At 64.4% G+C, this 13904-nt stretch carries 15 protein-coding genes; 5 read left to right on the forward strand and 10 right to left on the reverse strand.

What is annotated here, in order from left to right:
* Positions 1-74: 74 nt before the first annotated feature.
* Positions 75-980 (forward strand): LysR family transcriptional regulator, encoded by a 906-nt coding sequence (locus tag BLR29_RS08390; RefSeq protein ID WP_092136146.1) that lies wholly within the window; start codon positions 75-77, stop codon positions 978-980.
* Here the strand turns inward: BLR29_RS08390 and BLR29_RS08395 are convergent.
* Positions 974-1744 carry a class I SAM-dependent methyltransferase gene (locus BLR29_RS08395; RefSeq protein WP_092136147.1) on the reverse strand — a complete coding sequence of 257 codons (771 nt, stop codon included), beginning with the start codon at positions 1742-1744 and terminating at the stop codon, positions 974-976. The genes BLR29_RS08390 and BLR29_RS08395 overlap by 7 nt on opposite strands.
* 134 nt (positions 1745-1878) lie before the next feature.
* Between BLR29_RS08395 and BLR29_RS08400 the strand changes: the two genes are divergently transcribed.
* Complete coding sequence (locus tag BLR29_RS08400) at positions 1879-2706, forward strand: helix-turn-helix transcriptional regulator (protein WP_092136149.1); 828 nt, start codon at positions 1879-1881, stop codon at positions 2704-2706.
* A 59-nt stretch (positions 2707-2765) separates the two neighbouring features.
* On the opposite strand, the gene BLR29_RS08405 is transcribed toward BLR29_RS08400, so the two are convergent.
* The 7 genes from BLR29_RS08405 to BLR29_RS08435 form a co-directional block, all read right to left on the reverse strand.
* The gene (locus tag BLR29_RS08405; RefSeq protein ID WP_092136151.1) at positions 2766-3524 is read right to left on the reverse strand and encodes a 3-hydroxyacyl-CoA dehydrogenase; all 759 of its coding nucleotides are present in this window, start codon (positions 3522-3524) and stop codon (positions 2766-2768) included.
* A gap of 176 nt (positions 3525-3700) precedes the next feature.
* Complete coding sequence (gene adk / locus BLR29_RS08410; protein ID WP_092136152.1) at positions 3701-4366, reverse strand: adenylate kinase; 666 nt, start codon at positions 4364-4366, stop codon at positions 3701-3703.
* A 348-nt stretch (positions 4367-4714) separates the two neighbouring features.
* Complete coding sequence (gene kdsB, locus BLR29_RS08415) at positions 4715-5524, reverse strand: 3-deoxy-manno-octulosonate cytidylyltransferase (protein WP_092136154.1); 810 nt, start codon at positions 5522-5524, stop codon at positions 4715-4717.
* 25 nt (positions 5525-5549) lie between these two features.
* Positions 5550-5759, reverse strand: coding sequence for a Trm112 family protein (locus BLR29_RS08420; protein WP_092136155.1), 210 nt, complete (start codon positions 5757-5759; stop codon positions 5550-5552).
* Positions 5740-6858 (reverse strand): tetraacyldisaccharide 4'-kinase, encoded by a 1119-nt coding sequence (gene lpxK, locus BLR29_RS08425; RefSeq protein ID WP_092136157.1) that lies wholly within the window; start codon positions 6856-6858, stop codon positions 5740-5742. Before lpxK ends, BLR29_RS08420 begins: the two co-directional genes overlap by 20 nt.
* Before the next feature lie 167 nt (positions 6859-7025).
* The gene (locus tag BLR29_RS08430) at positions 7026-7457 is read right to left on the reverse strand and encodes an ExbD/TolR family protein (RefSeq protein WP_092136158.1); all 432 of its coding nucleotides are present in this window, start codon (positions 7455-7457) and stop codon (positions 7026-7028) included.
* A 16-nt stretch (positions 7458-7473) separates the two neighbouring features.
* Positions 7474-8094, reverse strand: a complete 621-nt coding sequence (locus BLR29_RS08435) for a MotA/TolQ/ExbB proton channel family protein (protein ID WP_092136160.1) — start codon at positions 8092-8094, stop codon at positions 7474-7476.
* Between the two features lie 1089 nt (positions 8095-9183).
* On the opposite strand from BLR29_RS08435, the gene xseA reads away from it, so the two are divergent.
* Positions 9184-10569, forward strand: a complete 1386-nt coding sequence (gene xseA / locus BLR29_RS08440; RefSeq protein ID WP_092136162.1) for an exodeoxyribonuclease VII large subunit — start codon at positions 9184-9186, stop codon at positions 10567-10569.
* A gap of 165 nt (positions 10570-10734) precedes the next feature.
* Positions 10735-11316, forward strand: a complete 582-nt coding sequence (gene sodB, locus BLR29_RS08445) for a superoxide dismutase [Fe] (protein ID WP_092136163.1) — start codon at positions 10735-10737, stop codon at positions 11314-11316.
* 147 nt (positions 11317-11463) lie between these two features.
* Here the strand turns inward: sodB and BLR29_RS08450 are convergent, their stop codons facing one another.
* Positions 11464-12504: an SDR family NAD(P)-dependent oxidoreductase gene (locus BLR29_RS08450; protein ID WP_255371139.1), complete on the reverse strand. Its 1041-nt coding sequence runs from the start codon at positions 12502-12504 to the stop codon at positions 11464-11466.
* Between the two features lie 292 nt (positions 12505-12796).
* The gene (locus BLR29_RS08455) at positions 12797-13000 is read right to left on the reverse strand and encodes a cold-shock protein (RefSeq protein ID WP_092136167.1); all 204 of its coding nucleotides are present in this window, start codon (positions 12998-13000) and stop codon (positions 12797-12799) included.
* A 432-nt stretch (positions 13001-13432) separates the two neighbouring features.
* On the opposite strand from BLR29_RS08455, the gene BLR29_RS08460 reads away from it, so the two are divergent.
* The gene (locus BLR29_RS08460) at positions 13433-13681 is read left to right on the forward strand and encodes a hypothetical protein (RefSeq protein ID WP_092136169.1); all 249 of its coding nucleotides are present in this window, start codon (positions 13433-13435) and stop codon (positions 13679-13681) included.
* Positions 13682-13904: the final 223 nt, after the last annotated feature.

Here is a 13904-nt window from a genome sequence, read left to right on the forward strand (position 1 = left end):
TTCCGCTTGGTATTGGACGCCAATGGTGTCTAGAATGCAAATTCATTTATCTCATTCATTCATCTGATCGTTGCATGAATTACACATTGCGGCAGTTGCGGGTCTTCCTGGCAGTAGCGGCGCATGGCAGTTTCAGCCGGGCAGCGGATGCCGTCGGCCTGACGCAGCCCGCCGTCAGCCGGGGCGTGGCGGAGCTGGAAGAAGCACTTGGCGTACGGCTATTGGATCGCACCACGCGCGAAGTGATCCTGACCGACGCCGGCACGGCGCTGGTCCCGGCACTGGAACGGCTGCTCGGGCAACTTGACGATACTCTGGAAGAGACCCGGCAGTTGGGTGAGCGTTATCGTGGCCGGGTGGTGATTGCCAGCGCACCGACCATTTCGGCGCGGCTGATGCCGATGTATGTGGCGGCCTGTGCCAGCCAATACCCGGAAATCCGCCTGTTCGTGCGCGACAACGTGCAGGCTGACGGGCTGGAGCAGATCCGCGCTGGCGCAGTGGACTTCGGCGTGCTGATCGATCCGATGGGGCGCGAGGGCCTGACCATCGCCCCGCTGGCAACCGACCCGTTCTGCTTCGTCTGCCGTCGCGACCATCCGCTTGCCGCAGCCGATTCGGTCCCGTGGAGCGCGCTGCACGGGCAGCGCCTGGTCTTGCTGGATTTTGCTTCGGGCAGCCGGCCGCTGATCGACCGCATCCTGGCGCGTCACGGTGTGGCGCCGCATGTGGTGCAAGAGCTGGGCCACTCGGCCAGCGTATTCGGGATGGTGGAGGCGGGGATCGGCGCCTCCGTGCTGCCGTCGTTCTCGCTGCCGCTGCCGGCGGCATCGCCGCTGGTGTCGAGGCCGCTGACGCCGCGCGAGGAGCGCAGCATCGTCATGGTCCGGCGGGAGGACCGGTCGCTGTCGCCCGCCGCCGCCGCCGTGTGGCAGATGGTCCAGACGATGCCGATTCCGGCGGAGGCCGTCGCTTACTGACGAGGTCTGGCGGTCACCATGATCGCCTCGAGCGCGAAGCTGCCATCGGCCTGGACGCGATAGCGGTCGCGCACTTCGGCCGGCGCCACCTGCCACAGGTGGCGGATGGCGGCCACGGCCACCTCCGGTGTGCGCATGCGCGCCACCCAACTGCGGAACTCGATGTCGATGCGCCAGACGGGCGACACCTCGACATCGAACCCGGCGGCCTCGAACATCTGCGCCCAGCCAGCCGGCGTGTAGTCGCGGATGTGTGACGGATCGCGCAGCAACTCCACCGATTGCAACCACGTATCGCAGAGCGGGTCTTCCGCGCCGGCGATATCGACCAGCACCACCTTGCCCTGCGGCTTGACCACGCGCCGGATCTCGCGCAGCGCGGCGGGCAGGTCGCGCCAGTGATGGGCGCTCATGCGCGAGACCACTGCGCAGAAGCTGGCGTCATCGAAGGGCAGTTGTTCCGCCGCCCCTTGTTGCGTGCGGATATTGGCAAGACCGCGCGCCTGTGCGGCACCGGTCACCACCTCGAGCATTTCGGCCGACAGGTCGTAGGCGACGACTTCGTTGGCCATGCTCGCCGCGGCAAAGCTGGCGTGGCCCGCCCCGCAGCCCAGGTCCAGCACCCGGCTATGCGCCACGGGTTTCAGGTGAGCGAGCGCTTCCTTGAGTTGCTCGAGGTCCGCGCCTTGCGCATGGACGGCGCTGGTGAGGTAGGCGTTGGCGGTGGCGCCGAACTGTGCGGCGACGAGTTCCTGTTGTTGCATGGGGTTGCCTCGTTCTTGTGTGAGACGGTTGTCGTGGGAAGGACGCTTGCCCGGGCCCGGGGGTTCACGTACTGTAGTGGGCGCGTTTTCCCGGTACAAGTCACACTTTTATCCTGGTATAAAAGCCACCAGCCATGTCGCCCGAACCTCCAATCATTGCCGACGCGCGCCGCGAGGCCGAACTGGGCGCCTTCCTGCGCAGCCACCGCGAACGCCTGACGCCGGCCGACGTGGGCCTGCCGCCCGGTCGCCGCCGGCGCACGCCCGGCTTGCGGCGCGAGGAAGTCGCCCAGCTGGCGGGGCTCAGTGCAACGTGGGTGACGTGGCTGGAGCAGGGGAGGTCCGTGATGATGTCGGCGCGGGCGCTGACCAGCCTGGCGCAGGCGCTGAAATTGTCGCGCGCGGAGCGTGCCTATCTGTTTGCGCTCGCCGGCAGGCCGGAGCCCCGGCAGGATGCCGATCCCGCCGTGCCGCCTGCGCTGCTGGCCAGCGTGCATGCGATCGCCGGTCCGGCGTACTTGCTTGATCGTCAGTGGACGGCGCTGGCGTGGAATGCGGCAGCGGCCGAGCTGTTTGTCGGCTGGCTCGACGAGAAGAGTCAGGATCGCAATCTGCTCCGCGCGATGTTCCTGTCGCCGGCGCTGCAGGCACTGGTGGAAGACTGGCCGCACCGTGCGGCGCGGCTGGTGGCGGAATTCCGCGTGCACAGCCTGCGCCATGCCGAAGAACCCCCGACGCGGGCACTGGTGGAGGCGTTGCTGGCGGAAAGCCCGGCGTTCCAGGCGGACTGGCGATCGCAGGATGTGGAGGAGCGCCAGGGTGGCCGGCGCGGGTTCCATCACCCGACGCGCGGCCTGATCTACTTCGAACAGCTCACGCTGGTGCCGCCCGCCGCGCCCGGGCTGATGCTCGGGATGTTGCTGCCCGCGGAACGGATGGCGTCGGAGCCGGCGGCAGGTTAGCGCTCCAGCGCGAGTCCCGATGCGAGTCGACGACTCGCACCGGGCACCGAGGTCGCAATTTACTTCGGCTGCATCCGGATGGCGCCATCCAGGCGGATCACTTCGCCATTCATCATCGTATTGCCGAGGATCGCCTTGACCAGCTTCGCGTACTCGACCGGACGGCCCAGGCGCGGTGGGAACGGTACCATCTTGCCCAGTGCGTCCTGCACTTCCGGTGGCATGCCCAGCAGCATCGGCGTCTCGAACAGGCCCGGGGCGATGGTCATGCAACGCACGCCGTCGCGCGCGAGGTCGCGGGCAATCGCCAGCGTCATGCCGACCACGCCGCCCTTCGATGCCGCATAGGCGGCCTGGCCGATCTGGCCGTCGAATGCCGCCACTGACGCGGTATTGACGATCACGCCGCGCTCGCCCTCGGCGTCCGGCGTGTTCTGCACCATGGCCGCGGCGGCCAGGCGAATCATGTTGAATGTGCCGATCAGGTTGACGCGGATGGTCTTGTCGAACGCGTCGAGCGGGTGCGGGCCATTCTTGCCCACCGTCTTGGCGGCAACCGCGACGCCCGCGCAGTTGATCAGTCCCGACAGGCGGCCCAGCTTTTGTGCCGCGTCGACCACCGCCTGGCCGTCCGCCTCGGACGCCACGTCGCATTTGACGAACTGGCCGCCCAGCTCCTTGGCCAACGCCGTGCCGGTGGCCTCATTCAGGTCGGCGATCACGACCTTGCCGCCCGCTTCGGCCAGCATGCGGGCCGTGCCAGCGCCCAGTCCCGACGCGCCGCCGGTCACGATAAATACGTTGTTCTGGATATCCATCCGTTTGTCTCCTCACTGGTCGTGCCGAAAGTATTTGCCGTTTACGTTAACGTAAATCGAGGCCTATTGTACGGACGCAAATCGCCGATGCAAGCACCAATGAAAAAGGCGACCCGGAGGTCGCCTTTTGCACGTGCTGCCAGCATGGCCGCGCCGCGTCGCTACATCACATCACATCACTTCAGCGCGTCGAACACGCTGGCCGTGATCTTGTCGACGTCGCCGAGGCCGGAGATCTTGCGGTACTTCGGCGCTGCCACCTTGGCCGAAGCGTCGCCGTTGGCGGCCCAGTTCGAGTAGTAGTCCACCAGCGGGCGGGTTTGCTGCGAATAGACGTCCAGGCGCTTGCGAACGGTTTCTTCCTTGTCGTCGTCGCGCTGGATCAGCGGCTCGCCCGTGACGTCGTCCAGCATGTCCGCCTTGGGCGGGTTGTACTTGACGTGATAGGTGCGGCCCGAGGCCACGTGTACCCGACGGCCGCTCATGCGCTCGATGATCGCGTCGAACGGCACGTCGATTTCCAGCACGTAGTCGATGGCCACGCCGGCTTCCTTCATGGCTTCGGCTTGCGGAATCGTGCGCGGGAATCCGTCGAAGAGGTATCCCTGATCGCAATCGCATTCCTTAAGACGGTCCTTCACCAGGCCGATAATGATGTCATCCGACACCAGTCCGCCTGCGTCCATGACCTTCTTGGCTTCGATGCCGAGCGGCGTACCGGCCTTCACCGCGGCGCGCAGCATGTCGCCCGTGGAGATTTGCGGAATGCCGAATTTCTCGCAGATGAACTTGGCTTGCGTGCCTTTGCCGGCGCCAGGTGCGCCCAACAGGATCAAACGCATTTACGGGTCCTCAGAAGTTTTTGAATTCGGTCTGGCGGGAGGGTCGGAAGGAGGGTAACGCCGCAACTTGACGCAAGACTTACGACGGCAAAGCCGCGACGTGACGGTCGAGGCATATGCCGGAGTCAGGTCATGCTCGACGCCCGGGCGCAACGCCTGCCTGGCGGCAGCGGCGACATCCGGTCGGCTCAATCTCTATCTCCCCACCGAGCCTTTGCCGGCGTGCTTGGCGCGCCAGCGGGCTCTGTTCGGCAAGCATTATGCCACGCGTAGTGCAGATTCGAACCCTGCTTCGGTTGCAGCAGTATGAACTTTAGCGGGCGATTGCAGTCTTCCCCCGCCCGCGCGTCACGGACCTTCCTGCGCCATCCCCTGTGCCCAGAGCGCACGCACGCGGTCCAGGTCCGCTTGCGTGTCCACGCCGGGGGCGGGGGCCGCAGCCGTCACCATCACGCCAATGCGCTCGCCGTGCCACATCGCGCGCAGCTGTTCCAGCGCTTCGGTCTGCTCGACCGGCGCGGCGGCGAGGGTCGGAAACCGGCGCAGGAAGCCCGCGCGGTAGGCATAGATGCCAATATGGCGCAGCACGGGCATGGCGGGCAGCGGCACGCTGGCACTGGCGGCCGGCTCGGCGGGCACGCCGGCCCAGGCATCCCGCGCCCAGGGAATTGGCGCGCGCGAGAAATACAGCGCGCGTCCGGCGTTGTCGCACACGACCTTGACCACATTGGGATTGAAGACGTCGGCCACGTCGTCGAGCGGGTGGGCAGCCGTCGCAATCGCGCAATCGGGATGCGACGCCAGATGCAGCGCCACCTCGTCGATCAGGTTCGGGTCGATCAGCGGTTCGTCGCCTTGCACGTTGACGACGATGGCATCGTCAGCCAGGCCGAGCCGGGTGGCCACTTCCGCCAGTCGGTCCGTACCCGAAGGGTGGTCGGCGCGCGTGATGATCGCTTCCACGCCGCGAGCGGCACAGGCCACGGCCACTGCCGGGGCATCGGTGGCCACCACGGTGCGTTGTGCCGATGACGCATGAGCGCGTTCGGCCACGCGCACGATCATCGGGTGTCCGCCGATATCGGCGAGCGGCTTGTCGGGCAGGCGCGTCGAGGCGAGCCGGGCGGGAATGACGACGGTGAAGGTGGGAATGCTCATTGCCGTGAATGCGGTCGCAGTGAGATCAGTTGCCGGCAGGCGCCGACGGCTCCACTGGCACGACGCGGCCCGGCACGGTCTGGCGAGCTTCGTCGGCGAGCATGACGGGAATGCCGTCGCGAATCGGGTAGGCCAGCTTGTCGGCGTGGCAGATCAGCTCCTGCGCGGCGCGGTCGTATTCCAGCTTGGCCTTGCACAGCGGGCAGACGAGGATTTCAAGCAGCCGGTTGTCCATCCTGGTGTTCCTTGTCGAAACCGTTCGTCGCGCCGGGATTGGCGGCTTGCCCCACAGTGACGGGCGTGGCGACGGCCGGGTTGCGCGCGGCAATGGCGCGGCGGATTTTGTCGATCAGGCCCGCGTCGATCACGGGCGTGGTGGGCACGACCCAGATACGCGGGTCGTCAAAGCGCTCGCATTTTACGGCATCCTTTTCGGTGATCAGAATGATGTCGGCGTCGAGCGCTGCCGGATGGCCCGCAAACGGGTCGTCGGCGAAGTCGTAGTGGTCGGGTAACGGCAGGGTCGCCGGGTTGAGTCCGGCCTTGCGCAGGCTGGCGAAGAAGCGTTCCGGATTGCCGATGCCGGCCGCCGCCAGCACGCGCCGGTCCGCGAATGCGGACACCGGGCGCGCCATCGTCGGATCGTTAAGCTGCCAGGCGTCGTCGAGTTCGAGCCGCATGCCGTAGACATCGGGCTGGTCTGGCGTGGCGCGGAAATTGGGATCGTTGATCAGCGTCGCGTCGCGCGGACGGGTCAGCGGCTCGCGCAGCGGCCCGGCCGGCAGCAACATGCCATTGCCCCCCATCCGGGTATCGAACATCACGATCTCGAAGTCCCGCTGCAATTTGTAGTGCTGCAGGCCATCGTCGAGCAGCAGCACGTTCACGCCCGGATGCGAGACCAGCATGGTCTGTGCGCAGAGGGCGCGGTCCGGAAACACCCAGACGGGCACGTCCGCGGCGCGCGCAATCAGCAACGGTTCATCGCCGACGTCAGACGCCTTCGACGTCGGCTTGACGCGGCGTGGATGCGCGAGTGTCACGCCATAGCCACGCGACACCACACCGGGGCGCAGCCCGGCTTCGGCCAGTGCCTGCGCCAGGGCAATGACGGCCGGCGTCTTGCCAGTGCCGCCCACGGTCACGTTGCCGACCACGACGACCGGCATTGGCAGGCGTGTCGACTTGAACCAGCCCTGCTGATAGCCATGCCGGCGAATGCGCGCGATCAGGCCGAACAGCAGCGAGGCCGGCCACATCAGCCATGCAAACCAGCCACGGCGCTGCCACTGGGTGGTGACGAAGTCGGCAAGGGCGTGTCGGGGAGCGGGCATGGGCGGGGCGGCAGAGGAGCGCGATGCCGCTGCAGAAGCGGGATCGCGCAGGGAATCGCACGAATGCAAACATTATGGGCATTGGGCGGCGCATGCCGCAAGCCCGGTCCGGATAGTACAGGAATGACCGGCGCCACCCTGGTGCCGGTCGCCCCAACTGCCGCAGGTCAGCGCTGCTGGGCGCTCTGCGTGGCGAAGGTCAGCCGCGACAGGCCAGCCACGCGCGCGGCTTCCATCACATTGATCACGGCCTGGTGCGTGGCCTGGGCGTCGGCATTGACGATCACCACCGGCGGCGGCCCGTTGCCGGCGGGGCCGGCGGCGTTGCGCAACTGGTCGGCCAGGCTGGTCACGTCCTTCTGCTCGAGGACCTGCTTGTTGACGGAATAGACACCACGGGCCGAGACGGATACCACGATCTCGCTGGGCCGTTGCTGGGCGCGTTCGGCCTCGGCGGTGGGCAGCTGGATCTGCAGCTCGGTGTAGCGCGAATAGGTGGTCGTGATCATGAGAAAGATCAGGATCACGAGCAGGACGTCGATGAGCGGGATCAGGTTGATCTCCGGCTCCTCGCGGCGCTGACGGGAACGGAAATGCATGGCGCGTCTCCGCGGCTTACGCCCGCCGTTGCGGCAGGATGGCGTCGAGGAAGGCGGTCGCCCGGAATTCCAGTTCGGCCACGTAGTCGTCCACGCGACGGCGGAAGTAGCGCCAGAAGATCAGCGCCGGAATCGCCACGATCAGGCCAAACGCCGTGTTGTACAGCGCCACCGAGATGCCGTGTGCGAGCTGCTCCGGATTGGCGCCCGTGCCGCCCTGGTTGCCAAAGATCTCGATCATGCCGATCACGGTGCCCAGCAGGCCCATCAGCGGCGCCACCGAGGCGATCGTGCCCAGCGCGTTCAGGTAACGCTCCAGCTCGTGCGCCACGACGCGGCCGGCTTCTTCCACCACGTCCTTCGCGGCGTCGCGCGAAGTGTGGGGCTGCAGCACCACATGGCGCAGGCCGGCGGCCAGCACGCGGCCGAGCGGGGAGTTCTTTTCGAGATTGTTGACGACCTCAGGCGTCGCCTTGCGTTGCTGGGCGGCCGACAGGGCCTCCTCGTACAACTTCGGCGGCAAGACCTTGCTGCGCTTGAGGGAAAGAAAACGTTCGACGATCAGCGCAAGCGCGATGACCGAGGCGAGCAGCAGCGGCCAGATCGGCCAGCCGGCCGCTTGAATGATGGAAAACACGTGGACCCCCGAAATCTACACAACCAACGACAGACCCGAAATGGACTTGAAACAGCGGTGCGTGGCAGCCTTTGATGCGCGTCATCACGCCACGCGCAGCGGCAATGCTCGAAAAATGCAGGCGCCACTCTACCCCGGCCCTCGGCGCGCGGCAAGACACTCGCATACGTGCTGTCTCCGGCGCGCATCGCCGGCCCCGGGCGGCTGTCCACACAGATACGGGACAGTGCTGTGGACCGGTTGTGGACAGCTGCCGGAAAAGCGCGCTAACCCCTTGATCGAAAAGGTAGTGGTCGCCTCTGCCACAAATTTAGGCAATCGTGGCCAGGACGGGTAAACCGCTTGCTCGTGGCCTGCATGGTGCCGGTCCGCGCGGCGCGGCGGCTGGCAATCAGGTCTTTCCACAACCACGCGGGACAGTGTTGTGGACCGGTTGTGGAAAGGTGGCTGAGAAGCCGCTCAAGTCATTGATCCGTAAGGGGGAAACTTCGGCTGCTTAAAAAACGTGCAAATGGTCGCCGATGGCATGGCAGATGGCCCCTGGGCGGGCGACAGGGCTGAAAAAGGGCAGGTCGGTCGTTATCGATGAGGTGGCAATGGGAAAAGTCGCCCGCTTTCCACACTGTTTCGGGACAGGACTGTGGAACGTCTGTGGATAAAGCATGGAGAAGCGACGTAAACCATTGATCTGTATGGAGTGCCAGATTTTTGATTAAAAAATAGGCAGAAATGGCCCTGGAAAACGGCAGTGCGGAGAGGTTGACATCGCTATCGCGGATCGTTGCTACAGCGCAAGTCGGGCACACTCGCGTGTATTTTCCACAGCCCGGGCCCTTGACAGATGAATTATCCAAAGCTTCTGTGGATAACTTTGTGAACAAGACTTGGGCGCTGGCGGTAAGTCGTTGACGCGTAAGGTTTTCTCTTCCGCTGCCACTTTTTTGGTCCGCCCGAAAAATCATAAGAATCAAAGGCTTGTACGGGTCCATGCGGGACTGGGCATAGCGCATGTGCCTTGCGCTATGCCTCTTGACATAGCGGTTATGCTGTGGACATGTCCATTCCACGCCGCCTGTGCGGCCGTGCGCCATGCCAGACTTCGAGAACTCTTCGCGCCAGATGCCGTCTACGCTGCCCACCCGCACCCGGGAGGTGATTCCGGTGAGCGAACTGAATCACGCGATTGCCGGCGTGCTGGAGCGCAGCTTTCCGCTGGCATGGGTGAGGGGAGAAATCTCAAACTTCACGCGGGCGGCCAGCGGGCACTGGTACTTTTCCCTCAAGGACGCGCGTGCGCAGATTCGCTGCGTGATGTTCCGGGGACGCAACCAGCATGTCGACTTCACGCCACGCGAGGGCGAGGCCGTGGAAGTGCGCGCGGTGGTATCCATGTACGAGGCGCGTGGCGAACTGCAACTCGGCGTCGAAGCCATGCGCCGCGCCGGCCTCGGCAATCTTTACGAGGCATTCCTCCGGCTCAAGGAAAAACTTGCACAGGCCGGGCTGTTCGCGCCCGAGCGCAAACGCCCCGTGCCCACGCATCCGCGCACGATTGGCGTGGTGACATCGCTGCAGGCCGCGGCCATGCGCGACGTGCTGACGACCCTGCAGCGTCGTGCGCCGCACGTGCCTGTCATCGTCTATCCCGTGCCGGTGCAGGGCGCCGGTGCCGCGGAGAAGATCGCGGCGATGCTGGACGTGGCGGCAGCGCGCGGCGAATGCGACGTGCTGATCTTATGCCGCGGCGGCGGCAGTATCGAAGACCTGTGGTCGTTTAACGAGGAAGTGGTGGCCCACGCGATTGCGCGAAGCACGGTGCCCGTTGTGTCGGGCGTAGGTCATGAAACCGATTTCACGATCGCGGATTTCGTTGCCGATGTGCGAGCCCCCACCCCCACTGGCGCGGCCGAGCTGGTCAGTCCGGACCGCGCGCACTTGCTGCAGGCGGCTCGCCGCGCGCGCGATGCGCTGGCGCAATGCATGGACCGCCAGATGGAACGCCGCACACAGCACCTGGACTGGCTGGCACGAAGGCTACGCAGCCCGCGGGCGCAGTTGCAGGAGCGGTTTGCCCAGGTCGACAATCTGGCCCGACATTTGCGTTCCGCATTGCGCGATACGGTGGCCGGTCACCGCCATCGGCACGAGATGCTGGCTATGCGCTGGCAGGCCTGCCGGCCGGATGTGGCCGCGGCGCAAGCGGACCTGGATCGCCTTGCCGCACGCATGGAAGCGGCGGCCGCGCGTCGGCAGGAGCGCGAGAGGTTGCACCTGGCGCGCGTGGCAGGCGCGCTGGAACTGCTCGCACCGCAGCGGACGCTGGAACGCGGCTACGCGGTATTGCTCGACAATCGTGGCCGCGCCCTGCGCTCGCCCACGGATTTGCGCGCGGGCAGCGTGGTGGAAGCGCATCTGGCCGAGGGTGTGGCCGATATCGAGATCGCCGGTGTGCAGGCCAAGCTTGCCGCGTTCTGAATGCTGCGAATTCAGGCGCTCCGCGATTGATTCTCAATCGATCCGCCGACCGCTGCAGGGCAAACTAACATGACTCCAGGGGGCTTTGCGCGCGCGTTTGCGCGGGTCTGGCAAGTCACCTACAATCGGCAACTCCCCACCACTCAAATCCGCTGAGACAGAACAATGGAACATAAGCTCCCCCCGCTCCCCTACGCACATGATGCGCTTGCTCCCCACGTCTCCAAGGAGACCCTGGAGTTCCATCATGACAAGCACCACCAGACGTATGTCACGAACCTGAACAACCTGATCAAGGGCACCGAATTCGAGAACGATTCGCTCGAAGCCATTGTCAAGAAGTCGTCGGGTGGCATCTTCAACAACGCTGCCCAAGTGTGGAACCACACGTTCTACTGGGAATCGATGAAGCCGAACGGCGGCGGTCAGCCGGCTGGTGCTCTGGCTGATGCCATCAACGCCAAGTGGGGCTCGTTCGACAAGTTCAAGGAAGAGTTCACGAAGGTCGCCGTGGGCACCTTCGGTTCGGGCTGGGCCTGGCTGGTGAAGAAGACCGACGGTTCGCTGGACCTGGTCTCCACCTCCAACGCCGCCACCCCGCTGACCACCGACGCCAAGCCGCTGCTGACGTGCGACGTGTGGGAACATGCCTACTACATCGACTACCGCAATGCCCGTCCGAAGTACGTCGAGGCATTCTGGAATGTCGTGAACTGGGACTTCGCGTCGAAGAACTTCGCCGGCTGATTCCCTGTTGTCGCGTGGCAAGATGGTTTGGAACGCGGCGCGATAGCCTGCAATCGGGCTACGCGCTGCGGCGAAGTCCAGGCCATCGAAAGAGTCCTTTTCCAAGGACTCTTTTTTGTTTTCAGGACCGCGATTCGTGGCCGGCCATCACATTACCGAGCCGCCATTCGGGCTGATGACCTGTCCGACCAGGTAGTGCTCGTCGCTGGCGAGGTGTAGCACCGTTGCGGCGTATTCCTCAGGCGTGCCGAAACGTCCCGAGGGGCAGCCCTGCCATAGCCGGTTGCGGCCGGTGTCCCCGATCTGGTCGAGATAAGCGTTGAAATCGGGCGTTGCGACGCCGCCCGGTGCCATCACATTGACGTAGATGTTGGCGCCGGCCACTTCCATCGCCACCGAGCGGCTGAACGCGATCACCGCGCCCTTGGTCGCGCTGTAGTGCGGGCTATGCGCACTCTTGGGCGATGTGCCGGCAACCGACGCAATATTGACGATGCGTCCGTAGCGTTGCGGTTGCATGAGCCTGAGTGCTTCGCGCGTGCAGAAGAACACGCCATGCACGTTGACACCCCAATAGCGCATCCATTCGTCATCGGTGATTTCGCTGGTGAAGTTCAGCGTGTCACGTGCCACCGGCGTTTGCATGTAGGCGTAGAACCTGTTTCGGCGTTCGGTATCGATTGGCCGGTTCGGCACCAGCGCGGCGTTGTTGACGAGCACATGCACGGTGCCGAAGCGTGCCACCGCGGCTGCGAACATGTCGGTCACTTCGGCGCTCGAGGAGACATCGCAGCGCACGGCGAGGCAGGTACCACCTGCCGCCTCCACCGCGTCGCGGGCGTCGGCCAGCGAGGCCTCGTCTACGTCGCAGATCACGACGCGGGCGCCTTCGCGCGCGAGCGTGATGGCAATCGCCTTGCCCAGGCCCGGCCCGACGCCGGTCACGAGTGCAACCTTGTCCTTCATTCGCATAGGAACAACTTCATGTTGAGGTAAGGCCGGTTCTCGCGCCAGCGGCGTGTGCGAGGTCTCGGCGGATGAAGCCGCGAGCGCGGGAACAGGTTGTTCCCTTCCGATCGACCTGACCGTTTGGTCGGCCCCGGTGGCTTGCGGGACGCAATGATTGCGCGCCAGCCTGTTGCTCAGATCCGGGTCACTGTCGGTATCCTGAGAAGTGTCCCGGACCATGCGGGATCGGATTTGCAGAGCCCTGTCGGTTGGCTGTCGCGCATGTCGGGAATTATGAGCGCGAAGAGGCGATGCGATTTATCCCGGCGTCACTCGTTATTGTCTTGCTCGCATATTCGGCGTTAACCCCGAGCGAGCGTCGCCACCGTGCGGCGGCACATCGGATGACATGCAGGGTGAATGGGCTGTGGAGGCAGTTTGCCGAAGCCCGGAATGGAAAAGGGCTGAGTCCCCTGCGTTGCAGGACTCAGCCCTTTCTGTCATCCATCAGCTCGCGCTGATTTCAGAGCGTTCAGATCGGCTCGATCTTGGTTGCTGCCGGGCCCTTTTGGCCGACGCCCACCACGAAACGCACCTTCTGGCCTTCTTGCAGCGACTTGAAGCCGCTGCCTTGAATTTCGGAGAAGTGTGCGAAGAGATCCTCACCGCCTGCGTCAGGGGTGATGAAGCCGAAGCCCTTGGAGTCGTTGAACCACTTTACGGTACCGGTTTCCATGCTGGAATTCCTTTTTGAGTTCTGAATGGACGAGAAATTGCCCATCAGGCATGACTATCAAGGAAGGCACATGGAGCAATGAATCGCACGTAGACGACCCACAAACATCTAGGTGTAACTGCTTGAAGGGTCCTGCACAACCACTTATACAGCCTCCATGGTGGGGCGTCAATGCAAGTCTGTCGGTCGCCTGGTCTGTGCCGGGCGGCGGTTTTAACCTTGGGCGCACATGCCCCCGACGCATCGCATTTGGCGCAGTCGCCGCATTTGCTACGCATCCCGCTGAAAGCCCGCCTCGTCAAATTGGTGGAGCAATGTGCCGGAGACCCGTCAACGAAAGAACGGACACTCGATGGCAATCAGGGTATGCTGCCTCAAGGCCCGCGAAAGATAAGTCTCAAATCAATACTTACTGAAACCAGGGAGGCAAGTATGGCGAGACAGATTAAGAACAAGGCGGAATTGCGCGCGATGATCCGCGCGGCACAAGAGAAGCTGCCGGCATGCACAGGCACTTGCTTTGGCGATGTCTGTTGGCACCAACCCGACGCGGATGGCTGCAACTGGAGTTTGTCCCGGATGGAAGGGGAAAACAGCGCCGCCTGCGTGGATGCCATCCAACCCCTGGTCATCTCCTTGCAGCAGCAATTCAATATTCCGGAAGAGAGTAGTCGCGGTTGAGATTGCTCATGGGGTTTGTCCGATAGCGTTCTCCGAATTAAGCGGGCCATTGGGCGGCGAGAATCAGTCGGCGCCGATTGGCATTGGACGTGACGAAACCCCGTGTCGATCGCCCGGATCATGGTCGACGAATCAACGCGGCGCGTCTGTCCGACGTGCGCTCTGGAATTCGATCCGGCATGAGGCCCCTTCATTGACGCCCTACCGGTGGCCCTGTATAAGC

Origin of the sequence: Cupriavidus sp. YR651, assembly GCF_900101625.1 — a bacterium.
Taxonomy (GTDB): Bacteria; Pseudomonadota; Gammaproteobacteria; order Burkholderiales; family Burkholderiaceae; genus Cupriavidus.

Bases quoted from the DNA above. Each gene is read 5' to 3' on its own strand.
- BLR29_RS08420 (WP_092136155.1), bottom strand. From the start codon at position 5,759: ATGGACAACCGGCTGCTTGAAATCCTCGTCTGCCCGCTGTGCAAGGCC.
- sodB (WP_092136163.1), top strand. From the start codon at position 10,735: ATGGAACATAAGCTCCCCCCGCTCCCCTACGCACATGATGCGCTTGCT.
- adk (WP_092136152.1), bottom strand. From the start codon at position 4,366: ATGCGTTTGATCCTGTTGGGCGCACCTGGCGCCGGCAAAGGCACGCAA.
- xseA (WP_092136162.1), top strand. From the start codon at position 9,184: ATGCCAGACTTCGAGAACTCTTCGCGCCAGATGCCGTCTACGCTGCCC.
- BLR29_RS08405 (WP_092136151.1), bottom strand. From the start codon at position 3,524: ATGGATATCCAGAACAACGTATTTATCGTGACCGGCGGCGCGTCGGGA.
- BLR29_RS08395 (WP_092136147.1), bottom strand. From the start codon at position 1,744: ATGCAACAACAGGAACTCGTCGCCGCACAGTTCGGCGCCACCGCCAAC.
- BLR29_RS08430 (WP_092136158.1), bottom strand. From the start codon at position 7,457: ATGCATTTCCGTTCCCGTCAGCGCCGCGAGGAGCCGGAGATCAACCTG.
- BLR29_RS08390 (WP_092136146.1), top strand. From the start codon at position 75: ATGAATTACACATTGCGGCAGTTGCGGGTCTTCCTGGCAGTAGCGGCG.
- BLR29_RS08400 (WP_092136149.1), top strand. From the start codon at position 1,879: ATGTCGCCCGAACCTCCAATCATTGCCGACGCGCGCCGCGAGGCCGAA.
- lpxK (WP_092136157.1), bottom strand. From the start codon at position 6,858: ATGCCCGCTCCCCGACACGCCCTTGCCGACTTCGTCACCACCCAGTGG.
- kdsB (WP_092136154.1), bottom strand. From the start codon at position 5,524: ATGAGCATTCCCACCTTCACCGTCGTCATTCCCGCCCGGCTCGCCTCG.
- BLR29_RS08450 (WP_255371139.1), bottom strand. From the start codon at position 12,504: ATGGTCCGGGACACTTCTCAGGATACCGACAGTGACCCGGATCTGAGC.
- BLR29_RS08460 (WP_092136169.1), top strand. From the start codon at position 13,433: ATGGCGAGACAGATTAAGAACAAGGCGGAATTGCGCGCGATGATCCGC.
- BLR29_RS08455 (WP_092136167.1), bottom strand. From the start codon at position 13,000: ATGGAAACCGGTACCGTAAAGTGGTTCAACGACTCCAAGGGCTTCGGC.